This is a genomic window from Paenibacillus mucilaginosus 3016, from assembly GCF_000250655.1.
Classification (GTDB): Bacteria; Bacillota; Bacilli; order Paenibacillales; family NBRC-103111; genus Paenibacillus_G; species Paenibacillus_G mucilaginosus.
Map to the genome: position 1 here is coordinate 3061135 of NC_016935.1, position 22519 is coordinate 3083653.

General features: G+C 59.4%; 17 protein-coding genes, 1 pseudogene and 1 riboswitch. Of the genes and pseudogenes, 13 read left to right on the forward strand and 5 right to left on the reverse strand.

Going from position 1 to position 22519, the window contains the following annotated elements; genetic code table 11:
• The first annotated feature begins 64 nt into the window (after nt 1–64).
• The 4 genes from PM3016_RS13120 (at nt 65) to PM3016_RS13130 (ending at nt 2975) form a co-directional block, all read left to right on the forward strand.
• Nucleotides 65–931 (forward strand): helix-turn-helix transcriptional regulator, encoded by an 867-nt coding sequence (locus tag PM3016_RS13120; protein WP_014369806.1) that lies wholly within the window; start codon nt 65–67, stop codon nt 929–931.
• Nucleotides 932–1041: 110 nt separating this feature from the next.
• On the forward strand, nt 1042–2037 hold the full coding sequence (locus PM3016_RS13125) for a quinone oxidoreductase family protein (protein WP_014369807.1): 996 nt from the start codon (nt 1042–1044) through the stop codon (nt 2035–2037).
• 65 nt (nt 2038–2102) lie between these two features.
• Nucleotides 2103–2181, forward strand: a riboswitch (ZMP/ZTP riboswitch).
• Nucleotides 2182–2244: 63 nt separating this feature from the next.
• The gene (locus tag PM3016_RS38620; RefSeq protein WP_014369808.1) at nt 2245–2400 is read left to right on the forward strand and encodes a hypothetical protein; all 156 of its coding nucleotides are present in this window, start codon (nt 2245–2247) and stop codon (nt 2398–2400) included.
• A 62-nt stretch (nt 2401–2462) separates the two neighbouring features.
• Nucleotides 2463–2975, forward strand: a complete 513-nt coding sequence (locus tag PM3016_RS13130; RefSeq protein ID WP_014369809.1) for an acetyltransferase — start codon at nt 2463–2465, stop codon at nt 2973–2975.
• Nucleotides 2976–3083: 108 nt separating this feature from the next.
• On the opposite strand, the gene PM3016_RS13135 is transcribed toward PM3016_RS13130, so the two are convergent.
• Nucleotides 3084–4091: a DUF3231 family protein gene (locus tag PM3016_RS13135; RefSeq protein ID WP_014369810.1), complete on the reverse strand. Its 1008-nt coding sequence runs from the start codon at nt 4089–4091 to the stop codon at nt 3084–3086.
• Between the two features lie 235 nt (nt 4092–4326).
• The gene (pepF, locus tag PM3016_RS13140) at nt 4327–6117 is read right to left on the reverse strand and encodes an oligoendopeptidase F (protein WP_014369811.1); all 1791 of its coding nucleotides are present in this window, start codon (nt 6115–6117) and stop codon (nt 4327–4329) included.
• A gap of 446 nt (nt 6118–6563) precedes the next feature.
• Between pepF and PM3016_RS13150 the strand changes: the two genes are divergently transcribed.
• From PM3016_RS13150 to PM3016_RS13170, 6 genes and pseudogenes are all read left to right on the forward strand, one after another.
• Nucleotides 6564–6854 (forward strand): AMP-binding enzyme, encoded by a 291-nt coding sequence (locus PM3016_RS13150; protein WP_014369812.1) that lies wholly within the window; start codon nt 6564–6566, stop codon nt 6852–6854.
• 3 nt (nt 6855–6857) lie between these two features.
• Nucleotides 6858–7106, forward strand: a complete 249-nt coding sequence (locus tag PM3016_RS13155; protein WP_014369813.1) for a hypothetical protein — start codon at nt 6858–6860, stop codon at nt 7104–7106.
• Complete coding sequence (locus tag PM3016_RS13160) at nt 7096–7947, forward strand: SDR family oxidoreductase (RefSeq protein WP_014369814.1); 852 nt, start codon at nt 7096–7098, stop codon at nt 7945–7947. The genes PM3016_RS13155 and PM3016_RS13160 overlap by 11 nt, the downstream gene beginning before the upstream one ends.
• A 173-nt stretch (nt 7948–8120) precedes the next feature.
• Nucleotides 8121–9341, forward strand: coding sequence for a glycoside hydrolase family 130 protein (locus tag PM3016_RS13165; protein WP_014369815.1), 1221 nt, complete (start codon nt 8121–8123; stop codon nt 9339–9341).
• 246 nt (nt 9342–9587) lie between these two features.
• Nucleotides 9588–9987, forward strand: a pseudogene (locus PM3016_RS41365) (IS30 family transposase); the annotation flags it as partial.
• A 200-nt stretch (nt 9988–10187) separates the two neighbouring features.
• Nucleotides 10188–12221: an RCC1 domain-containing protein gene (locus tag PM3016_RS13170; RefSeq protein ID WP_238540503.1), complete on the forward strand. Its 2034-nt coding sequence runs from the start codon at nt 10188–10190 to the stop codon at nt 12219–12221.
• A 521-nt stretch (nt 12222–12742) separates the two neighbouring features.
• On the opposite strand, the gene PM3016_RS13175 is transcribed toward PM3016_RS13170, so the two are convergent.
• The gene (locus PM3016_RS13175) at nt 12743–13594 is read right to left on the reverse strand and encodes an AraC family transcriptional regulator (protein WP_014369817.1); all 852 of its coding nucleotides are present in this window, start codon (nt 13592–13594) and stop codon (nt 12743–12745) included.
• A gap of 873 nt (nt 13595–14467) precedes the next feature.
• Here PM3016_RS13175 and PM3016_RS13180 point away from each other — a divergent pair.
• Nucleotides 14468–15625 (forward strand): Gfo/Idh/MocA family protein, encoded by a 1158-nt coding sequence (locus PM3016_RS13180; protein WP_013916101.1) that lies wholly within the window; start codon nt 14468–14470, stop codon nt 15623–15625.
• Between the two features lie 599 nt (nt 15626–16224).
• On the opposite strand, the gene PM3016_RS13190 is transcribed toward PM3016_RS13180, so the two are convergent.
• Together PM3016_RS13190 and PM3016_RS13195 are read right to left on the reverse strand one after the other, a co-directional pair.
• Entirely contained in the window at nt 16225–16986 is a 762-nt protein-coding gene (locus PM3016_RS13190) for a LytR/AlgR family response regulator transcription factor (protein ID WP_014369820.1), read from the reverse strand.
• Nucleotides 16987–17026: 40 nt separating this feature from the next.
• Nucleotides 17027–18772: a sensor histidine kinase gene (locus tag PM3016_RS13195; protein ID WP_014369821.1), complete on the reverse strand. Its 1746-nt coding sequence runs from the start codon at nt 18770–18772 to the stop codon at nt 17027–17029.
• 75 nt (nt 18773–18847) lie between these two features.
• Here PM3016_RS13195 and PM3016_RS13200 point away from each other — a divergent pair, with 75 nt between their 5' ends.
• Both PM3016_RS13200 and PM3016_RS13205 read left to right on the forward strand, forming a co-directional pair.
• Entirely contained in the window at nt 18848–19585 is a 738-nt protein-coding gene (locus PM3016_RS13200) for an MBL fold metallo-hydrolase (RefSeq protein ID WP_014369822.1), read from the forward strand.
• Between the two features lie 236 nt (nt 19586–19821).
• The gene (locus PM3016_RS13205; RefSeq protein WP_014369823.1) at nt 19822–22416 is read left to right on the forward strand and encodes a beta-mannosidase; all 2595 of its coding nucleotides are present in this window, start codon (nt 19822–19824) and stop codon (nt 22414–22416) included.
• The last annotated feature ends 103 nt before the right edge of the window (nt 22417–22519 follow it).

The following is a 22519-nucleotide window of genomic DNA, read 5'->3' on the forward strand; positions in this document are numbered from 1 at the left end:
GGCGTACGGGGCCGGGCAGAGGTTACAATGAGAAAAAAAGGAAGAAAGCGGCAGGTGAGGAACAATGGCAGGCAGGGAAGCGGCGATGAGACCGGCGGAAGCAGACAGCAGGGCGAAGCTTCTGGGGGATTTTCTCAAATCCCGGCGCGAGCGGCTGCAGCCGGAGCAGGCTGGAATTACCGGGTCGTTCGGCAGGCGGAGAACGCCGGGACTCCGCAGGGAGGAGGTGGCCTATCTGGCAGGGGTGAGCGCCACCTATTACACCTGGCTGGAGCAGGGGCGCGAGGTGACGGCCTCGAGGGAGGTCATCGGGAGCATCGGCCGGGCCCTGCAGCTCAGCGGGGATGAGATGACGCACCTCCTGAGGCTGGCCTCCCCGGAGGCCGCAGAGCCTCCCGCCCCCGAAGAAGAGGGCTTCAGCCCCGAGTGGCAGCGCATCATCGACCAGCTGGCGTACCCTTCTTTTATCAGCAATGACCGGACCGAAGTGCTCGCCTGGAACCGGGCGGCCTCCGTGGTGATCGCGGATTTCGCTTCGATGGAGCCGGGCGACCGCGTGATGATGCGGCTGCTCTTCGAGGACGCGGGACTCTGGGACCGCCTGGTCAACCGGGATGAATTCGCAGCGTATTCCGCGGCGGTCTTCCGCACTTACTGCGACAAGCACCGCAGCGACCCGTGGTTCGGGGAGACGGTGGAGAGACTGTGTGCGAGCAGCCCCGTATTCGAGGAGCTGTGGCGCCGGCACGACATCCAGCTGAAGAAAATCGCCCGGATCAGCCTGATCGCCCCCGGGGCAGGGGAGCTTGCGTTTGAGATCCACTCTTTTGCCAGCCTCAATGGGAGAACGGACCTCCACTGCTGTGTGTATACGCCGGTCGCCGGAACAGAGACGGAGTCGAAGCTGATGAGCCTGCTGGGCAGTACCTGAAGCGGCCGGCAGCCTGGTAATCCTGTTACTAGTATAAACATGCTGTGGCTGCACTCCCCGGAGCCGTCTAGCATGGTGTTATCAACCAATCCGGGGAGGATGCATAACAGATGAAAAGCATGGTAATTGACCGGCCTATGGGCGCAGATGAGCTGGTGGTGAAGGAGCTGCCGGATCTGCAGCCGCCTCCGGGAAGACTGGCGGTGGACGTCGTGTATGCAGGCGTAGGGTATGTGGATGTCCTGCTCCGGCGGGGAGCCTTCGGTGATCTGGTGCCGCTGCCGGCCGTACCGGGCCTGGAAGTGTCCGGTTATGTCCGGGCCGTCGGGGCCGGCGTGCAGGGGTTCCGCGTGGGGCAGCCGGTGGCTGCCATGACCTTGACCGAACTCGGGGGCTACGCTTCCATCGCCGTCACCCGGCCGGAGCTTACGGTCCCGCTCGACGGGCCGCTCGGCAGTCTGGATCTGTGCACCGCCGCAGCGAGCATTGTGAACCTGACGACCGCGTATATGGCACTCGGGCAGGTGGCGAGGCTGCGGCAGGGGGATCACGTGCTGGTCCATGGCGCAGCAGGGGGACTCGGGAGCTTCATCGGACAGATGGCGAGACATTTCGGCGCCGGCCGGGTCTACGGTACGGTAGGAAGTGCGCAGAAGCTGGAGCTGGCCTCCTCTCTTGGCTACGACGAGCTGTTCCTGCGGGAAGGCTTCGCGGAAGAGCTGCGCAGCAAGGACGGCTTCCGCGGCCTGGATCTGGTGCTGGACCCTGTAGGCGGTGAGATGCGCCGGGCGAGCCAGGAGCTGCTGCGCCCGCTCGGCCAGCTGGTGGTCCTGGGCAATGCCAGCGGGGCGGAGGACGTCCCGCAGTCAATGCTGGAGGCTTGGCTGGCGAACCGGTCGCTGACCGGTTTCAGCATCGGCGGCTACAGCCAGTACGCTCCGTCGGAGGTGGGAGAGGCGGCGAAGGCGGCGCTTCACCTGCTGGCGGACGGCGTGATCCGTTCGGAGGTGTTCGGCGTGTACCCCCTCGAGAAGGCCTCCGAGGCTCATGAGCTGCTTGAGACGAAGAACACGGTGGGTAAGCTGGTGCTGCAGATTTCCGGGTGAGCATAAGACCGATACAGGCGGCAGTTGATGAATTGGCAGCGATTCATGTACAATCATAGAAACTGATCGCTGTGTGTGACTGGCGGAGCATGGGGAACCATGAGGAAGCACACGGACATACGAGCCGTACGCCTGGCAGAGGTAAGGGGAGACAAGGTCCCCTTGCCTCTTTTTGTTTAGATCTCCAAGCGAAGGAGCGGCAGGAACATGAAGGAACCTATGGTGCTGGACGGCAGCCGTGTGGCGGCAGAGATCAAAGCAAGCCTGGCGGGACAAAGTGGATTATTTCCACATGACGTAACAGACTCCTTATATGTATTTGTCTCGACTATTCTACCATATATTAGAAGAGTGGTAGAATAGGCTTGGGGAATACCTGCTGAAGAGACGTTAGCCTATCAAAAGCAAAGCTTGGAGGACTTGTCATGACAATCGACATTATCGCTTATCAAGAGAAATTCCATGATCAGCTCGTGGATATCTGGTACCGGGCGGTCCGGCAGACACATGCCTTTTTGACTGAAGAGGATATGGAGTTTTACCACGGAATCGTTCGGGGCGGTGCCCTGCGAGAGGTTGAAATCTGGGTAGCACTGAGGGATCATCGGGAGCCGGTCGGATTCATCGGGCTGGACGGAAGCAAGATCGAGATGCTGTTCATCGATCCGTCATATCACGGACAGGGGATTGGGAGCGGGCTGATCCGGCATGCCGAGAGCCTGAAAGGCGGCACGCTCCAAGTGGATGTGAACGAACAGAACGAGGGAGCATCTTCGTTTTACAAGCGGTATGGATTCGTACAGAAGGGCCGCTCCGAGCTCGACGGGGCCGGCCGGCCGTATCCCCTTCTTCATCTTCAGTGGAAAAAGGATTCTATGAACGAGTACGACGATGAACCAAACTCATCATCTTTGACGGCATCGGATGGAGCCGAATGAGGAGTGGACGGTTCCCAAGAAGCAAGGCGGGGGAAACCCTCCCCTAAGAAGGAGGGAAACACCCAATGGCAGCAGGTCTCAGGGCGCGGCTTCATGACACTTTCCCTATTACACTCCTGCGAGTTCGGCCCGGTTAGGGGAGTGAGGAGGCTCTTCCATCCATTCCCGCTCAATAAGGAGATCGGTTAGGTCCTTCCCATACTGCATTACATCACTGATCAGCTTGGTATACTCCACAGCCAGATCAAGACGGGTGGACATGGATAACGCGCTGCCCAGGTAGGTAAGTGCAGTAGAATTTAGATAGTTGGTAAGGGTGAGAATCAGCTTGTCGGAGAAGGGCGACACGGTGGAAGTGGTGACCTCGGTATTGACCATGATCGTCCCGAGCAGGTCATCCTGAATCAATTTTTCATTAATATATTCGATTTGATGCTGCGCCAGCTTTTTGCCTCGGAACAGGAGGTGCTTTATTTTCTCGTCTTTTACCACTTGAATGAACGCCATTAGCACAATCAAGCCGAAGAAATTCCGTTCAATGTTGAAAAACATTTCGGACATCTCCATGACGTTCAGTGTGCGCTGCGGCGCGAACCATCTGGAGAGGATGTTTTCTTTCCTCTGAATGAAAGATACATGATCCGGATAGGGAATCAGCGGCGGGCGATCGTAGATCCCCTTCGACAGCATGAGTTCTACCGATTGATTGTACAGTTCGGTTGTGGAATGCAGAGATTGTGAAAAAAAGCTCCTTATATCCTTACGGGCTACGTTGGCCATATTCATGGCGTGCTTGGCCAGAGCCATTCGGCTCATGGCATACACATAACTGAGGGGGAAGAGATCGAAAAATAACGGGGGAGCAGAAAGATTGACGTCCGCTTCCGTTAAACCCACAGGGACAGGAAACTTCTCTCCTTCGAAAATGTCCCGGATCGTTTTCAAATGCGTCTGGGATAAGGCCATCGAAAGCTCAAGGAGCGGCTTCACTTCTTTATCCTCAATAATGGCAAGGAAGTACCTGGACATCTGCAATGAGATGCTGTCGCCCATATAAGTTGACCATAGAGCCGAGAGCTCCGTCGCCGTTAATCCGATTACATGTGAACCTGCCATGGAAGAACCCCCTCCGGCTGTAAATATCGTTGCATCAAAGAAAGTATTTCCACACGTGGAAGGCCCTATGCAATGAGGCGGTGATGTCGTTACGCCGTTCGGCCACAGCAGGCTCACATTCCCTGAGGGATGACCGGAACGAGCAAATGCGAGTCATCCATCCTGCTATTTTCAAAAAAGCCAAGCCCCTCTCCGCGGCGGAGAGGAGGCTTGGCTCCTGTTATTCCTGGTGCACTCAGAACGTGCTCTCGAATTCCTTCACGATCCCGGCGAACGCCTCCATGGCCCCCTGGATCGGCTCCGGCTGCAGCAGATCCACGCCGGTGCGGCGCAGAAGCTCGAGCGGGTACTCGGAGCGGCCGGACTTCAGGAACTCCAGGTATGTCCGCACCGTATCGGTATCCCCGTCGAAGATGCGGGAGGCCAGATGGAACGCCGACGCATAGCCGGTCGCATACTTGTAGACGTAGAACGCGTTGTAGAAGTGCGGAATGCGGGCCCAGCCGTATTTGACCTCGGGGTTGAGCTCGAGGACGTCGCCGTAGTAGGTCTTGTAAAGGTCCTCGTACACCTCGCTGAGCGAATCGCTGTTCAGGGTCTCGCCGCGCATCGCTTTCTCGTGCACCCGCTTCTCGAACTCGGCGAACATAACCTGCGTGAAGTAAGTGCCGCGGAACTCGTCTATGAAGTGGTTCAGGAGGTACTTCTTGAGGCTCGCCGACGGATTCTGCTTCAGGTAGTGCTTCATGAGCAGCACCTCGTTGACCGTAGAGGCCACCTCCGCCACGAAAATCGTATACTGCGCCGAGATCGCCGGCTGGTGCTTGTCGCTGTAGTACGAGTGCATCGCATGACCCATCTCGTGCGCCAGGGTGAACATGCTGTCGAACGTGTTGTTGTGGTTGAGCAGCACATACGGGTGCGTGCCGTACGGGCCCGAGCAGAAGGCGCCGGAGCGCTTGCCCTCGGTCTCGCGGACGTCGATCCAGCCGGAGGTGCGGGCTCCGGCCAGCACGCTCACATACTCGTCGCCGAGCGGAGCCAGGGCTGCCAGCATGGTGTCGTACGCTTCCTCGTACGGAATCGTCATCTCCACATCGGTGACCAGCGGCACGCTGAGGTCATACACGCGCAGATCCTCGACGCCGAGTGCTTTTTTGCGCACCTGAAGGTAGTGGTGGAGGGGAGCCAGGTTCGCCTTGGTGGCTTCCAGCAGGTTATCGTACACCGAGACCGGCACGTCGTCCTTGAAGAGGGAGCGCTGCAGCGGCGACTCATAGCCCCGCATCCGGGAGAAGAGGACGTTGTTCTTCACCGAGGAGCCGAGGGTGGCGGCGATGGTGTTTTTCAGCTCGAGGTAGGGCTTGTTGAACGCATGGAACGCCTCCTCCCGCTTCGAGCGGTCCTGGTGCTCCATGATCTTGGCGTACATCCCGCGGGTCAGCGGAACCTCGCCGCCTTCCTCGTTATGCACCTTGCCGAAGCGGATGTCCGCATTGTTGAGCATATTGAAGATCGTGCGCGGGGCGCCGATCACCTCGCCGAGCTGGGAGAGGACCTCCTCTTTTTCCTGGCTCAGCACGTGCTTCTTGTATTTGTATTCCTCGTAGAGGTCTCTCTCGTAGTAGCGCAGTCCTTCCTCTTCCTTGATATAGCCTTCGAGCACCTCGGGATCGAGGGACATCAGGAACGGGGAGAAAAAGGCCGTCGAAGCGCTGACCCGCACACCGAGCTGGCTGGCCTTGTCGAGCAGGGCCTGCGAGGAGGTTTCGCGCGTATCCTGGGCGAGCTGGAGAGAGGCGTACACAAACACCTTTTCGTACAGGCGGTACATCTCTTCCTGGCTGCGGAGGAAAGCGAGCAGGGAGCCGCTTGCGGTCAGCTGGTTCTCGAATGCCTTGATCGTGGTGATCAGGGTTTCGATCTTGGCGTAGTCTTCGTCCCACGCGGCGGGCGAGGGGTAAATGTCGGCCAGATTCCATTTTTCGTGCGCGGGCACGTCTTGGCGCTGCAGTTGGTTTGGCATGCGAACACCCTTCTCTCTGTAGTGTTTGGTCCGCCCGAGGGGCAGTGGCACAGGGGTGGAAAAAAGCTCCACCTCCCTATTGTAGCACTTCTTTACTTTTCATTCATATAAGCGGGGGGCCTCTGATATGATGACAGTAGGAAGCGGAAGGCAGGAATCTACTCACGGAGGTGCCGCTGGATAGGAGAATTTCCGTGTTCGCGCAAAAAGAAATCGTATCCCGCACGGCCGCAGGGGTGCTGCGATATACTGCCGCTGCTCGAGAAGGTGAAGGACCGGCTGGTCCACGTCGAGGGTTATATCGTCATGTCGGATGGGGAAGACCTTCCGGAGACCTCTTTACAGCCTCGCTATTCCTATGAGAACATGATAGAGAGCGGGGACGCAGGCTCCGAGTTTCCGAACGACTTTGATGAAAGCGCTCCCGTGGGCATGCGAGTCCGCTCGTGACCGTCTCCCGGCTGGCGCATCCCGCTGTCTTCGAGGCGTGTGTCATCGGGGTCCCGCATGTGAAGTGGGACGAGAGGCCGCTGGCTTTTGTGTCATGGAAGGAAGGCGCGGAAGGGACGGCCGGGAAGGAGGAGCTGACCTTTCTGGGGGAACGGTTTGTCAAGTGGTGGATTCCGGACGATGTCGTGGTGCTGAAGGAGATTCCCCGGACGTCTGTAGGCAAGTTCATGAAGCGCGAGCTTCGCGGGCAGTACAAGGACCACTACCAATCAGGAGATGGGGCATAGACGATGAATCATACGCTGATCGGGCTAAACCTTAGGATGAATGCGGTGCAGGGGAGATTAAGGCAGGTGGAGTCTGCGGTACTGACCGCCGATGAGCACGAGCGGAGCAGCGAGGCGGAGGCTGCTGCAGCAGAGCATCCCGCGAAGTGGCTGGCCCGGGGACTGTTCGGAGGGTACCGGCGACTGCGGGACAAAGGATCGGCCGTGCCGGGAAGCCGGCAGGCCGGGAGGGGGCGCCGCCATGTTCGATAAGGAGCTGCTGCGGGATAAGGTGGTGCTGATCACCGGGGGCGGCACCGGGCTTGGCCGGGCGATGGGCGAGCGCTTCCTGGAGCTCGGGGCGAAGCTGGCGATCACGAGCCGCCGGGAGGAGGTGCTGGCGCAGACCGCTTCGGAGCTCCGCGCCGCAGGCGGCGAGGCGTTCCATACGCCCTGCGACGTGCGCGATGCGGCCCAGGTGCAGGCGATGATCGATGCCGTCGAGGGGCACTACGGGCACATCGACGTGCTCGTGAACAATGCGGCGGGCAACTTCGCGAGCCCGACGGAGAGCCTCTCGCCGAGGGCCGTGGACGCGGTGCTGAACATCGTGCTGCACGGCACGTTCTACACGACGCTGGAGCTTGGCCGGAGGTGGATCGCAGCGGGCCGGGGCGGCACGATGCTGAACATCGTGACGACGTACGCGTCGACGGGCTCGGCGTTCGTCGTGCCTTCCGCGGCCGCGAAGGCCGGCGTGCTGGCGCTGACCCGCTCGCTCGCGGTGGAGTGGGCCCGCTACGGCATCCGCCAGGCGGCCATCGCACCGGGCCTGTTCCCGACGGACGGCGCGTGGAGCCGGCTGGCGCCGACGCCGGAGCTCGCGGAGAAGCTGGTGCAGGGCGTGCCGCTGAAGCGCGTCGGGGAGAAGGCGGAGCTGGCGAACCTGGCCGCCTATCTGATCTCCGACTACGCCGGCTACATCAACGGCGAGGTCGTGACGATCGACGGCGGGGAGTGGCTGCAGGGCGCCGGGCAGTTCAACGACCTGCTTGAGGTGACCGCAGAGGAGTGGAGCGAGCTTGCCGGGCTGACCCGTAAGGGGAAGTCCTGAGAGTGAGCGGGGAGCAGGCGGCTTCAAGCGGAGAGCAGCTGTGAAAACAGGACCGCAGGACGGTAAGGCGGCATCATCGACAAGCAAAGCCGGGGCGGCAGCCGATGCCCCCTTCTTCAGGCGGTTCGTTCCGCCGTATATCTCTGTATTTTGATAAGGAGGCGGAGAGAGGCATGAAACCCCAGTTTTTCTATTCGCCGGAGCCGGTGCTGGTCCCCCAGCCGGGCTGCGACTGGGCCAGCAAGATGGTGCTCAACCCGGCGATCGTCCAGGACCCGGAGGAGGCGGATACCCTGCATATGCTGTTCCGGGCGACAGGGCCGTGGCCGCAAAAGCAGCGCGAGGGCAAATACCCGCCCTACCCGATCTTCCTTGGCTATGCCGTCAGCCATGACCGGGGGCAGACCTGGGCTGCGGATTTCTCGCGTCCGGCATTGGCCCCTGAGCTGGGCTGGGAGGAAGAGGAGCTGAAGGTCACGGATGCGGAGGGGCGGCAGGTATGGAATTACGCCAACGGCTGCATCGAAGATCCACGGATTTTTCCGGTCGAGGGGCAGCTGTATCTCTCGGCTGCATGCCGGCTGTTCCCGCCCGGGCCGTATTGGCTGGTGGATGGGGACCCTCCCATTGAGACCCGTTACGATTATGTGCCGGAGTGGACGCAGGAGGGGGAGGGCCCATTCTACGAAACGTGCCGGACGAATGTGACGGTTACCGTGCTGTACCGGCTTGACCTCGACAAGCTGAAGGCGCGCCGGTACGAGGAAGCCTTCGCTTATGTGGGCCCGCTGACCGAAGGGCATGTGAGTGACAACCGCGATGTGTTCCTGTTCCCTGAGCGGATGAAGATCCACGGGCGGCTGCAGTATGTCATGCTGCACCGTCCCATGACCCCGGCGGCCTTCCCGGACGGGGCGGATCTCGGCCCTTCGATCTACCTGGCGGCGGCCGAGGAGATCGGGGACTTCGCTTCGCCGAAAGCCGAGCACCGGCTGCTGGCGGCCGGCCGGTTCGACTGGGAGGAGAACCGCATCGGGGCGAGCTGGCCGCCGCTGCGCATCTCCGAAGACGAGTGGCTGGTCGCGTACCACGGCAAAAAGGATGCGCACTTCGGCTACACCCAGTCGTTCCTGATCGTGCTGGAGCAGGAGGACGATTTTCCGGTCGTGACGCACCGCTGCTCCGAACGCATGATGTATGCGCAGCAGGAGTGGGAGATGCCGACGGATTATCCGACGCCGTGCCTGTTCACGACCGCGGGGATCCTTGTCGGAGACGATCTCGTAATGGCCTATGGGGCGGCCGACCAGAAGGTGGGACTGTCGTGGGTCAACTGGGCGGAGCTTGTAGCGTACGTACGGTTATTTGATGCGGATGGAGTAAAAAAGGGCTGAGTAAAAAATCCGTTTCTTCGGGCAGGGCTGACCGGGGAGACGGATTTTTTTAATGAAGACGGATTGAAGAACCCATCATAAACTACTCCGTTCCTAGCATAATTGAACGTGCACAACTAGAGACGCTGCCTAAACTAGGCTGGTCATCGAGATCCATTGGTCAAAAACTCAATCGTCATCACTCTACCAATGCCCCAGAAATTCAGCAGGTCACCAGAGCAGATCGCGAAGTACATAGAACCGAGCGAACGTAAAACACGCCTCTACTTCGCTGTAAAGATGCCTGATCGCACCGCTGATTCAATGGAGATCGCCTCTTTAGTGTGACGACCAGTCAGTACCCGCGTAGTGCCTTCAAGACAGCCACAACCGATCTGGTAAGGAGTTTGCCTGCTATACAGCTTTAGAAAATCGCCATGATATCAAAGTGTATTTGCAGATCCTTACTCCTTATGGCAGTGCGGATCCACCGGAAATGCTAACGGTCTCTTACGGAAGTTCGTTCTTCCCCAAAGGACATGATCTCTCAACGGGATCCGATGAGGAGTTGACATATGCTATCCACCTAATCAATAGTCCTGGGAAATGTCTACAATGGAAGTCGGACTGCGAAGCCTTCATGGGTGAACTGTCACACTTGGCTTGACAATCCGTCATAATAAAGTGCCGTTGGGACGATCTTTAGTCTTTAACTTTACCCTCTGTTATGACAATTACACCAGATTTGTATAGTGCAACGGGCAGATCAATAGACTTCCGTAATATGGTAGATTTAAGTGAAACAAAGATGGGAGTGAAGATGGAGTGAGACGACGGTGTATGCTTTGGGTTTGTGGATTTTTGCTGATGTCGCTGCTTCTGCCCTTTCAGGCAGCCGCAGCGGAGGTTGGTTCCGCGGTTGCAGCAGAGAGCTCGAAATCGGGTGTAACGATGGTTGCAGCAGGACGGTTTCATAGTCTGGCTCTTAAAGAGGATGGAACCGTCTGGGCGTGGGGAAAAGATTCACTCGGCAATGGAACCCCGTATTCCAGTGCCACTCCCGTTCAGGTAAAAGACCTTGAAGAGGTGGTTACCGTAGCTGCAGGTGGAAATCATAGTTTGGCGCTCAAAAGCGACGGAACCGTTTGGGCGTGGGGGCAGAATGAGTATGGCGTACTCGGCGAAGACCCATATAAAACAAGTTGGCGTTTAACCCCCGTTCAAGTGCAGGGTCTCAGTTCGGTAGTCGCCATCTCTGCGAACTTTTCACATAATTTGGCGCTCAAAAGCGACGGAACTGTTTGGGCGTGGGGAATGAATAACGCTGGGCAACTCGGCAATGGAACAACGTCAGACATGTATACTTCCTTCTATACTCCATCTCAAGTGCAAGGTCTCGATTCGGTGATCGCCGTAGCTGCGGGTCCTGGCACAAGTTTGGCGCTCAAAAGCGACGGAACCCTCTGGGCGTGGGGAGGTTTGGTCGGCGATGGAACAACTGAAAGCCGTTCTACCCCCGTTCAAGCACAGGGTCTCAGTTCGGTAGTCTCCTTCGATGCGGGCGATAGCCGTTTCGTGGTCAAAAGCGACGGAACCGTCTGGGCGTGGGGATGGAATGGTTATGGTCAACTCGGTGATGGAACAACCACAACCCGCTATACCCCTGTTCCATTGCAGGAACTCAGTTCGGTGGCCGCCTTCGCTGCGGACGAATGGCATAGTTTGGCGCTTAAAAGCGACGGAACCGTCTGGGAATGGGGATGCAATTCGAAAGGCGAAATGTGCTACGAATCTGACATTCGTACCACTCCCGTTCAAGTGCAAGATCTCAGTTCGGCGGTAGACATAGCTGCGGGTTTTGAGCATAGTTTGGCGGTCAAGAGCGACGGAACCGTCTGGGCCTGGGGAAATAATGGTTACGGTCAAATGGGCGATGCAGCAAGGACTTACCATTCTACTCCCATACAAGTTCTAGGACTTGGCGAGCCCAGTCCCAACACTCCTGAAGCGCCGCAGTGGCCTGCTGGTAACATTCTCAGCGTCACGGAAGCGACCTATAATAGTGTAATACTGAACTGGGTGCAGGCAGTCGACGATACGGGCATAGCCGGATACCGATTATACCAAGATGATCTGTTCCTTGGTAACGTGACAGGGACTACCTATAAGGTGACGGGGCTGAAGGCATCGACCTCCTACCTCTTCCACCTCACTGCCTTCGATAAATCAGGAAACGTGAGCCTGCCGAGTCCCTCACTGAGCGTGACAACGGACACTTACACACCTCAGCCAGAGAAGGCACCACTCGCTTTGAACGTCAAACCCGGATTCTATGAGGTAGGTTCGGAGGTAGAGGTTTATGTGCACGCCAAGGATCAACAGGACCTGTACGCCTTCCTTCTCAAGATTGGGTACGATCCAGCGAAGCTGCGTCTGAATCATATTCTTCTCAGTAAGGAATTTGGCGTTGAGGGGCAGAGTGCGGTCTTCAGCAAAAACACTTCCAAGGCAGGGCTTGCGGGGGTCAGCGGAAGTCTCCTGGGCAGCACGACCGGGCGCAATGGAGATGTTAAATCCGCCGTGCTGAAGTTCACGCTTTTGGCAAAGGGCAGCTCGGAGATCGTGCTCAATCCTGGTTCCAGTACAGCCGACAGCAAGAATCAGATTCGACAGCTGACAGAGCCGGTAAAGCTGGTGATTTCGACAAGCAGTATTGATTTTAACGGAGATGGGCTGATTGGTCTGGAGGACCTTGTGCTCATCTCGCGGAAAAGCGGAGAAGTCAGCGGACAAACAGCCGGGTTTGACGCCCGGTACGATATCAATCACGACGGAGTGATTAATGTTCCGGATGTACAGTACGTCGCTAATAAAGTTGCATCGGTTGCTATTGTGAATTAATGTGCATTGATATGAAATGCCATCAGGATTGTGATTAATGTAGTCACTTATACTGGTGGCTTTTACGGCTTGCTTCGGAACCTACAACTGGACTAACGTTACATCAATCATCGTCCTCGAAAATGTCTGCCATGGAAGTCGGCCTTCGAAGCCTTGATGAGTGAACTGTCGAAGTTTCCAAAGAAGCTGAAGCGTTCTTATATCGCAAGAAAACTTCATATTAACCCACGAAACCACTTCTTCGAAAGTACCCCGATCAGGGGTTTTTCTTATGCCTATCGGGGCGCACGGGACGGACGTGAAGCGATTCTGGCTGCCGCCTGATCTGGGAACGGAGCTCTAACTGTCCGACGGTGTGACGGCCGCTGCGGGAGTACGCGTGCCGGAGGAGAAAGGGGGCTCACCCAGGGACAAGCCCTCCTGACAATCGGTCCATCCCATGGAACGAGCCGGGAGTGTCGGCCGGGTGGGAAGCATGTTGGGTTTCCTGAACCGGCAAGCTTCCTGCAGCGGAGAGCCCGCTACTTCTGCACACGCAGCCGGTACTGGTGCGGCGTGGTGCCCATCGCTTCGCGGAACACCCGGCAGAAGTACGAGGGATTCGGATACCCGGTGCGGATGCCGATCTCCGGGATGGCCAGCAGAGTCTGCCTCAGCAGCACGCAGGCATGGCGGACACGCGTGGCATGCACGTAGGAGAGGATGGTCGTGCCGGTCGCTTCCTTGAACAGATGGGCCGCATGGTAGCGGCTGATATGCAGTTCGCGCGCCAGCCGTTCCAGCTCGAACGGATCGGCGTAATGCCGCTCGATCCACTGCATGATCTCCTCGGCCCGGTGACTGCAGCGGGAGGCGGGGGCGACCGGTCCGGGAGCGGGCTGGCGGAAGCGGCGCAGCTGCCGGAGGAAGCCGAGCAGCAGGAACGCGTACTCCTCCTGCGTCTCGTGCAGCGCCAGCTGCGGCAGAGTGTCGTGGAACTGAGTCAGCAGCGACACGGCCGGATCCCCGGGGGCCAGGCACAGCGGCGGGCTCACGGGTTGGCTGAGTTTCAGTGACTGGAAGAACTCCTTCAGCGCGGGGAACTGGCTCCAGTAGGGCTGCAGCACCGCGGGATCGAAGATCAGCAGCGTCCGGACAAAAGGCCTCCCCGGCGCCACATCCATGCGGATCCGATGGAGCTGGAACGGATGGAACATGAGCAGCGTCCCCGGCGAGATGGCATACGTCCGCCCCTCGAGGATCAGGTTGCCCTCGCCCTCATGCACGTAGGTAAACTCCATCTCGGGATGAGCGTGGAACACTTCCTTGAATTCATGAAGGGACGTGCGCCGGTAGTCGAACAGATAAGGTTCGGCCATCGGAGGAATCATCATGGCAGATCACCGCCTTTGGCTAAGATGGGTGGAGCGGACAGGCGGATAAGGTGATAGAGAGAGCCGGACAGCGGCCGGGCTTAACCCACGTAAGCCGGATTTTCCGTATACGGTCGACCAATCCGCCCTCGGCAGGCCGGCGAACGCGGAAAATCCGTGTTCGGAGCCGGAAGCCTCGGACATTCGGCCGAACGCAGCCTCTGTAAGACGGATAATCCGTCTTCGAGCGGCCAATCCGCCCTCGGCAGGCCGGCGAACGCGGAAAATCCGTGTTCGGAGCCGGAAGCCTTGGACATTCGGCCGAACGCAGCCTCTGTAAGACGGAAAATCCGTCTTCGAGCGGCCAATCCGCCCTCGGCAGGCCGGCGAACACGGAAATCCATGTTCGGAGCCGGAAGCCTCGGACATTCGGTCGAACGCAGCCTCTGTAAGACGGAAAATCCATCTTCGAGCGACCAATCCGCCCTCGGCAGGCCGGCGAACACGGAAATCCGTGTCCGAGCAGCCAACCTGGCCCGCAGGCACCCGTCTTACGCTCGGATGCCGCCCGCACCTTTTGCATCGATCATAGCAAGATCGGAGCATTCCCGGCAAGTGCCTGCGGGGCAGTAAAAGCTCTTCCTCCAGAGTGCTGCAAGCCACTCCAAGCCTGCCGCTCATCCACTCGTACAGGCTTCTCCCTTAGCTGCCAAAGCACGGAGCCATCCGGCAGACCCGATCCTTCGCATCCGCACGGTTCCTCAGTTCCTCCCGGCAGCCGTTCGTACAGTTCCGCAAGATCGAAGCATTATCCCACAATATTGCGGCATAAAGGAGGCCGGGTTTCTTTTACAATGAAAGAAAACAAGAGAAGCCTGAGGAGGTCTTTCCCCTATGTTGAAGATTGCCATCATTGGTACCGGAGCCATCTCGCGTGCCCACATCGAGGCTTACCTGCAGTTCCCCGATCGCTGCCGGATTGTCGCGGTCAGCGACATCTATCAGGACAAGGCGGAAGCCCGCATCGCCGAATTCGGACTGGAGGGGGCACGGGCGGTCGCGGATTACCAGGAGCTTCTGCAGGAGGACATTGACCTTGTATCGGTCTGCACGCCGCCCTACACCCATGCGCCCATCTCGATCGACTTCCTTCGGGCCGGCAAGCATGTGCTCGTAGAGAAGCCGATGGCGTCCTCCCTGCAGGAGTGCGACGAGATGAATGCGGCGGCGCGCGAGAGCGGCCGTATCCTGTCGGTTGTGGCCCAGAACCGATTCACGGCACCTCTGTGGAAGCTGAAGTCGGTCCTGGACAGCGGGCTCATGGGACCGGTCGTCCACGCGCAGGTGGACTCGTTCTGGTGGCGGGGCCACTGTTATTACGATCTGTGGTGGCGCGGCACGTGGGAGAAGGAAGGCGGGGGCTGCACCCTGAACCATGCGGTGCATCATATCGACGCGTTCCTGTGGATGATGGGCCGGCCGGCCGAGCTGCAGGCGTTCATGAGCAACACGTCCCACGACAATGCGGAGGTCGAGGATCTCTCGATAGCGATGCTGCGCTTCCCGGACGGGGCGCTGGCTCAGATCACGAGCTCGGTCGTGCATCACGGCGAGGAGCAGCAGCTGATTTTCCAGGGCAAGCGGGCCCGCGTATCCGCCCCTTGGAAGGTAAAGGCTTCGCGTTCCCGGCCGAACGGCTTCCCGGCTGCGGACGAAGAGCTGGAGGCACAGATCCGGGAACTGTATGACAGCCTGCCGGGTCCGGAGTACGCGGGGCACGCCGGCCAGGTGGACAATGTCCTCGCCGCCATCGAAACCGGGGCGCCGGTCCTCGTCGACGGGATCAGCGGCCGCAGCACGCTGGAGCTCATTCTCGGGATCTACAAGTCGGCAAGCACCGGAGAGAAGGTGACCTTCCCGCTGCAGCCGGACGACCCGTTCTATACCCGGGAAGGGATTCAGGCGAATGCCACCCATTTTTATGAAAAGAGCGCATCCGTGGAGAACTTCCAGGATCTGCGGATCCCTACCGGAGCGGGCGAATCGCAGTAGGACTGTACGGACCAAGGCCTCAGCACCTCCATTGGAATGAATGGAAGCAAGCCATGAGGAGATGCTCCATGAATAGAAAAGACCCGGGATCACAGGATTCCGGGTCCTTTTTTCCTTGAATGATCAGTAAGAATAAATCGCATTTGCTTGTTTACCTTACGGAACCGAGCCACAGCCAGCTGCCGCGCAGAACAAACCGGTCGGCGCCTCTTCTTCCTTTCCAAGTCCACCCCTCGCAGCACATTTCGGGCGCAAGATTCCGCATTTCGGACGCAACCCATACCCAAACTGTGCCGCCGGTTGGTACAGTAGACTTAGATACTGATCGAAAGAGGACGGGAACCATGAGAGAACGCTGCATACACTGTTCGTCGGAGAGACTGATTATGTATGAGGAGCTGGGCCTGGGGCGCTGTCGTTCGTGTCAACGGCCCTTTCCCCTGTCACAGCTTCCCCACGTGAACGAAGCGTACGTCAGCCGGAAGCTGCCTGTTCCGCCGGTGCGGGGGATGCGGCCCGGCCACCGCCTGCTCCCGATGCCGATTCCTCCGGATTCGTCCAAGCCGCTGCCGGCCGGGAAGGTCCGGATGCGCTGGTCCTCATAGCGGGCCGCCCGTGAACGATTCCATCTGCTGCCTGCATTCACCGTAGTACGTAGGCGTCAGCGGTACCTTGACCGGGCAGCCGATCAAGGTAATCTCGTAATTGCGCCTGGAACCGCCCGGTACCGTCTCGATCGCCGCGATCCGGGCGGTGTTGACGAGGTAGCTCCGGTGGCTGAACACGATGCGCTCCGAGCACTGGGCCTGAATGTCATGCAGGGGGGTGCTTGTGAGAAAATGGGTGCCGTCGCTGAGAACCACCTTCGTCTTGCGGAGCATCGTCCGCTCGGCATAGAGCAGCTGGGGCTCGGCGAACTGCAGGTCCCTGTAACGGACCTTGCAGGTGATGAAGTTCACCTGATCCGGAAGCGCGGCCGCCCGGCGTCTGGCATCCACCCTGGCCTTGGCCCGGTCCACGGCCTGCTTGAAGCGGGCACGCAGGATCGGCTTGCGCACATAATCCACGGCGGCAATGTCATAGCCGGCGAGCAGGTGCTCGGGATCGACGGAGCCGGAGACAAGGATCACCACGGGGGCGAGCCCGTCCCCGATCATCTCCCGGATGGCGGAGATGCCGTCCTGCCTCTTCAGGGTGATGTCGGCGATGACGAGATCCGGCCTGCCTGCCGTGACCTCTTCGATGAGCCGGCGGCCCGACGAGACCGCGCCGAACACCTGCAGTCCCTCCTCGGTGCAGAACTGCTCCAACAGCCTCGCCTGCAGGGGATCATCCTCGGCTATGATAACGGTATATGTCAAGATGCATCCCTACCCTCTGTATTTCTCCTGATGTGTTTCCCTAGACCGGAATGCTGAGCACAAACCGGGTTTCGGCCTTAGAGCTGTGAACCTCGATCTGTCCCTTGTACCTGCTCAGAATAGACTGAACGATGGACAGCCCGAGTCCCTCATGATCGCCGCTTTCCGTCTTGGTAGTGAAGCCGGCTTCAAATAAGCGTTCCCGCACCGCCCCGGGAATCGGTTCGCCGTTATTGGCAACCACGAACTGCAGCCTCCCGTCCGCTAGTCTGCCGGTCAGCCCTACGTGCTTATCGGACCTTGGCGAAGCGCTGACGGCGTCGAAAGCGTTATCAAGCAGGTTGCTCACGACCTTGACGAGGTCGGTAGCCTTCAAGGCCCCGAGATTCGCACCAGACAAGTTCTCCACGTCGTGGGTGAAGCGGATTTTCCGCTGGGCGGACTCGATCAGCTTGGCCTGGACGATGGCGCACAGGGCCGGAACGTTGATCTGGATGATGTCGTTCAGGGCATGAGTCTCCTCCGTGAGCTGCTCCGTATAACGGGTCAGTTCCTCATACTGCTTCAGCTGCACGAGGGCGGAGAGAGCGGCAACATGGTTGTTAAAATCGTGCTGCTGCTCCTTCATCGAGCGGAACAGATCGTCGATCTTGTCGGTGTATACTTCCTGTACGCTCTCGGCCGTGCGCTCCCGGCTGCGGCTCATCACCCTGGCCGAGAGGAAGAGGGTGAGCAGCCCGATGAAGATCGTGGAGCCGATGAGCAGCGTCAGCTGCGTCTGCTGTTCGCGGACCCAGTCGAGGATGGGCTCATAATCCGCGGTCAGCCCGATGACGGCCGGGTACTCCAGCCCCAGCGGGATGAACATCTTGAGATAGGTATGCCCGTCCAGCACGGTCGTGAACTCCTGCTTCTGTCCGGTTCGCATCACTTCGCGGACGGAGGAGGCATCCCGGCTGTCCTTCAGAGTGTAGCTGCCGAACAGGATCTCGCGGTCGGAGAACCAGGTGAAGGCGTCCTTGCGGTACTGCTCCTGCTCCTTCAGGAAGGTCGGGGGATTATAGACCGTAATCTCGCTCGCCGCATTCAGCCGGTCCTCGCGCGTCATCTCGCGGATGAACGCGTCCACCCCGGTGTCCCGCTGGTATGATCGCAGATGGGTATCGTGAACGAAGGGATCGGTGATGTAGTTCGTCGAGCCGTCATGATAATAGCCCCATTTGTCCACGGAGCTCGGATTGGTCATCGAGGTGTTGATCGGACCGGACCAGTAGTTCGGCAGCGCCTGTCCGCTCGGGACCTGCGTCTCTTTCCGGTCCAGCAGCTGGTTGAACGCCTTGAACCAGTCACCGCGCCAGTCCTTTGTGCTCATGCCGATCTCCTTCGGGTCGGAAGACCTGTAGCCGACAATATCGTCGCCCTGCCGCTTCATCAGCGTGATATGGTTGACCATCAGCTGCCGGCTGAGCGTCTGCAGCTCTTCGTTCGAGACCTGCTCGATGTCGGCGGGCAGCTGGCTCTGGGCTGCGATCGACACGGACCGGAGGTTCAGGCCGATCAGATCCTCCACATGCTTCTCGCCGGCCCGCGCATGCTCGATGGAGACGGCCAGGACATCGGAGATGAGCTGCAGACGCTCCTCTAGCTCCCGGGTCATTCTGTTTTTTGTATAATAATAGAAAACGCTGTTCGTAAGTAGTACAATGATCAAGGAGATCAGCAGCATCGATAGCGATGGCTTCCATCTTCGCCGCTCCGGGCGGGAAGGGAAGAGACGGCGCAGCATCAGGGTGTCCTCCAAGTAAGGGGTGTCAGTTTATCCTTACTATAATAGATTCACTGTGGGAGGGGAATAGAGAATATGAAACTCACTTTTCTGGGGGCGGGCGACGGGTTCAGCGTGGGGCAGGGGCATAACAGCGCGCTCCTCGAGTTCGGCGGCACGAATCTGTGCATTGATTTTCCGGAGTCCAACCATGCGGCGCTCCATAAGCTAGGGCTGGAGCTCAACCGGGTGGAGAACGTCTTCGTCACCCACCTGCACGAGGACCACATCAACGGGCTGCAGAAGCTGGCGTTCTACCACGGGGTCTACCCGCTGAAGGGCAAGCCCCGGCTGTTCGTGCACGAAGAGCTTCTCGGGGACCTGTGGGATGCGCTCCGGCACGGGCTCGCTTATTCGACGCGGGGGCCGAAGGAGCTCTCGGACTTCTTCGAGGTCGTCCCTGTACAGGAGGCGTTCGAGCTCGAAGGACAGCGCTTCGAGCTGGTAAGAACAGTACATATCCCGGGGATGATTTCCTTCGGGCTGCTCTGCGCGCCTTATTTTTATTTCAGCGGGGATACGCGGTTTGACCTCGGCCAGATTGAAGAGGCCGCAGCGAAAGCGAAGGTGCTCTTCTACGAGTGCCACATGCAGCCCTACAACCTGCCGTCGCACACCTCACTGGATGAGCTGCTGACGCTGCCGGAAGAGCTTCAGCGCAGAACGGTCCTTATGCACTATCTCGACGATTATCTGGATGCGGAGAAGCGGGAAGCGTTCCATAACGCGCACGCCCTGAGATTGGCGGAGCTTCTTCAAGCGTACGAATTCTAGGTTTGTTCTTATCCCAAAAGCTTAGCCGGTTTCCATAAAGGGAAGCCAGCTAGGCTTTTTTCGCGGATACGGCAGCATTCATCCTTTATGGCCATGGGGGGATAACCCCCTTCCCTCTATGTTATATTTGTTATATTTAATGTCCGTATTATGTTATTGTCAGGGGTGGTCATTTGCCTTATAATGGGGGCACAGCATTCCACTCTATTCCACTTCCATAGAAGGAGACGGTGATTGTGACGATAACGAAACCTGCCTATATGACCCTGTCCGGCTGGGAATTCAAGGCCTGCAAAGATGAGCACTGGCTGCCCGCCGCCGTACCGGGCTGTGTACATACGGATCTGCTCCGAAACGGGAAGATCGAAGATCCTTTTTACGGCACGAATGAGAAGAGGCTGCAGTGGATCGACAAGGAAGACTGGGAGTACCGCACGAGCTTCGCTGCATCACCCGAACAACTGAGCCGAGCGAACGTCGAGCTTGTATTCGACGGCCTCGATACGTATGCCGACGTTACCCTGAACGGGCAGCCGATTTTGTCGGCCGACAATATGTTCCGCTCCTGGCGCGCCGACGTCAAAGAGCTGCTGCAGGAGGAGAACACGCTGCGCGTCCGGTTCCGCTCTCCGATTCAGGAGGATCTGCCGAAGCTGCGGGCGCTCGGGTATGCGCTGCCTGCGGCCAACGACCAGAGTGAAGCGGGCGGTCTTGGGGACGAAAAAGTAAGCGTTTTCGCCCGGAAGGCGCCGTATCACTACGGCTGGGACTGGGGCCCGCGGTTTGTAACCAGCGGCATTTGGAAGGACGTGCGGCTCGAGAGCTGGTCCGGCATCCGCATCCGGGATTTCCACATCCGCCAGGATCAGGTGACGGCGGAGGCGGCGCGTCTCACGGCGCTGGTCGAGGTCGAGACGGACGAAGCCTGGAGCGGGGAGCTCCGCGTATCGGCCGAGGGGCGGCAGTGGAGCCGCGACGTCCGTCTGGAAGCCGGCAGCCATACAGTCCAGCTGGCCGCCGAGCTGGAGAGCCCGCGTCTGTGGTGGTCCCGCGGCCTGGGGGCGCAGGAGCTGACGGACTTCCGTGCGGAGCTGGTATCCGGCGGGGATGTGCATGCGCAGGAGACGGTGACGACCGGCCTGCGGTCGGCGAAGCTCGTACGCCAGAAGGATGCGCACGGCACGAGCTTCTACATCGAGCTCAACGGCGTGCCGGTCTTCTGCAAGGGCGCCAACCACATTCCGAACGACAGCTTCGTGACCGAGGTCACTTACGAACGCTACCGCCACGAGGTGGCCTCGGCGGCGGAGGCCAACATGAACATGCTGCGCGTCTGGGGCGGCGGGATCTACGAGCACGACGATTTCTACCGGCTGTGCGACGAGTACGGCATCCTCGTGTGGCAGGATTTCATGTTCGCCTGCAGCATGTATCCGGGGGACGAGGCGTTCCTGGCCAGCGTCCGCTCCGAGGCCGAGGAGAATGTGAAGCGGCTGCGCCGCCACCCGTCGGTCGTGCTGTGGTGCGGCAACAATGAGATGGACACGGCCTGGTCCCACTATGACGAGAATGCGGGCTGGGGGTGGAAGAAGAAGTACAGTCCGGAGCTCCGGGAGAAGATCTGGCGGGATTACGAGGCGATTTTCCATGAAATTCTGCCCGAAACCATCCGTGCCCTGTCGCCGGAGACGGATTACTGGCCGTCTTCCCCGATGCGGGAAGTGACCGGGGATGCGAATCAGCATGCCACGAGCTCCTCGCCGGATGGGGATATCCACTACTGGGGCGTGTGGCATAACGTCGAGCCGTTCTCGAACTACAAGGTGCATATCGGCCGCTTCATGAGCGAGTACGGCTTCCAGTCGTTCCCTGAGGAGAAGACGGTGGAGACCTATGCGGCCGAAGAAGATATGGCGCTCGTCTCCGAGGTCATGCTCAGCCACCAGAAGAACGGGCGGGGCAACATGCTCATCAAGGAGTACATGGACCAGTATCTCAGCGAGCCGAAGGACTTCCGCTCGTTCCTCTACATGAGCCAGGTGCTGCAGGGCGAAGCGATGAAAACCGCGATCGAAGCGCACCGCCGCCGCATGGGCTTCACGATGGGCTCGCTGTACTGGCAGATGAACGACTGCTGGCCGGTCGCTTCCTGGGCGGGCATGGATTATCTCGGCCGCTGGAAGGCGCTGCAGTATTACGCAAAGCGGAGCTTCCGCGACGTGATGCTGTCGCTCGACGAGAATGACGGCAAGGTCGAGATCCATGGGGTGTCCGACCTGCAGGTGCCGCTGACGGGAACGCTGGAGCTCCGGCTGCTCGACTTCCAGGGGAACGTGCTGAGGCAGTGGCCGGCTTCCGTGACGCTGGCTGCGAATGCGGCAGGCCATCTGAAGTCGCTGGCACGGGAGGAGGTGCTGGAAGGGGCCGACCCGGCATCGGTCGTACTCACGGCCCGCTTCGAAGGCAGCGAAGGCACGACCGATCTCAAGGAGCACTACTTCTTGCCGGTGAAGGATCTGCGGCTGGAGGAGCCGGGCGTGAGGATCACGCGGCGGACCGAAGGGGAGCAGGTGCTCTTCACGCTGGAGGCGGACCGTCTGGCGAAGCAGGTATGGCTGTCTTCGGAGGCCGAGGGCCACTTCACCGACAACTTCTTTGATCTGCTGCCGGGCAGTCCGGTGACCGTGGCGTTCCGCAAGCGTTCGGACGGCGGCGAGCCTTTCGCGGCCGGGGACCCGGGCAGCATGCAGGTGCGGTCGATGTACGATTTTATCAAAAGCAGTGCTGGGGCTCAGGAAGCGGACCGTCAAGCGGAGGAGCAGGCGCTGTAGCCCCTCTGCAGCCGGTGGCGGAGCACTGCAGGCAGTCCGGCAGGTACTGCGGAGGGGCCGCGCGGCATTACGTTGACCCCAACGCCACGAAAGTCATCAGGGC

Bases quoted from the DNA above. Each gene is read 5' to 3' on its own strand.
- PM3016_RS13160 (WP_014369814.1), top strand. From the start codon at position 7,096: ATGTTCGATAAGGAGCTGCTGCGGGATAAGGTGGTGCTGATCACCGGG.
- PM3016_RS13175 (WP_014369817.1), bottom strand. From the start codon at position 13,594: ATGATGATTCCTCCGATGGCCGAACCTTATCTGTTCGACTACCGGCGC.
- PM3016_RS13195 (WP_014369821.1), bottom strand. From the start codon at position 18,772: ATGCTGCGCCGTCTCTTCCCTTCCCGCCCGGAGCGGCGAAGATGGAAG.
- PM3016_RS13170 (WP_238540503.1), top strand. From the start codon at position 10,188: ATGTCGCTGCTTCTGCCCTTTCAGGCAGCCGCAGCGGAGGTTGGTTCC.
- PM3016_RS13120 (WP_014369806.1), top strand. From the start codon at position 65: ATGGCAGGCAGGGAAGCGGCGATGAGACCGGCGGAAGCAGACAGCAGG.
- pepF (WP_014369811.1), bottom strand. From the start codon at position 6,117: ATGCCAAACCAACTGCAGCGCCAAGACGTGCCCGCGCACGAAAAATGG.
- PM3016_RS13155 (WP_014369813.1), top strand. From the start codon at position 6,858: ATGAATCATACGCTGATCGGGCTAAACCTTAGGATGAATGCGGTGCAG.
- PM3016_RS13180 (WP_013916101.1), top strand. From the start codon at position 14,468: ATGTTGAAGATTGCCATCATTGGTACCGGAGCCATCTCGCGTGCCCAC.
- PM3016_RS13135 (WP_014369810.1), bottom strand. From the start codon at position 4,091: ATGGCAGGTTCACATGTAATCGGATTAACGGCGACGGAGCTCTCGGCT.
- PM3016_RS38620 (WP_014369808.1), top strand. From the start codon at position 2,245: ATGAAGGAACCTATGGTGCTGGACGGCAGCCGTGTGGCGGCAGAGATC.
- PM3016_RS13165 (WP_014369815.1), top strand. From the start codon at position 8,121: ATGAAACCCCAGTTTTTCTATTCGCCGGAGCCGGTGCTGGTCCCCCAG.
- PM3016_RS13130 (WP_014369809.1), top strand. From the start codon at position 2,463: ATGACAATCGACATTATCGCTTATCAAGAGAAATTCCATGATCAGCTC.
- PM3016_RS13200 (WP_014369822.1), top strand. From the start codon at position 18,848: ATGAAACTCACTTTTCTGGGGGCGGGCGACGGGTTCAGCGTGGGGCAG.
- PM3016_RS13125 (WP_014369807.1), top strand. From the start codon at position 1,042: ATGAAAAGCATGGTAATTGACCGGCCTATGGGCGCAGATGAGCTGGTG.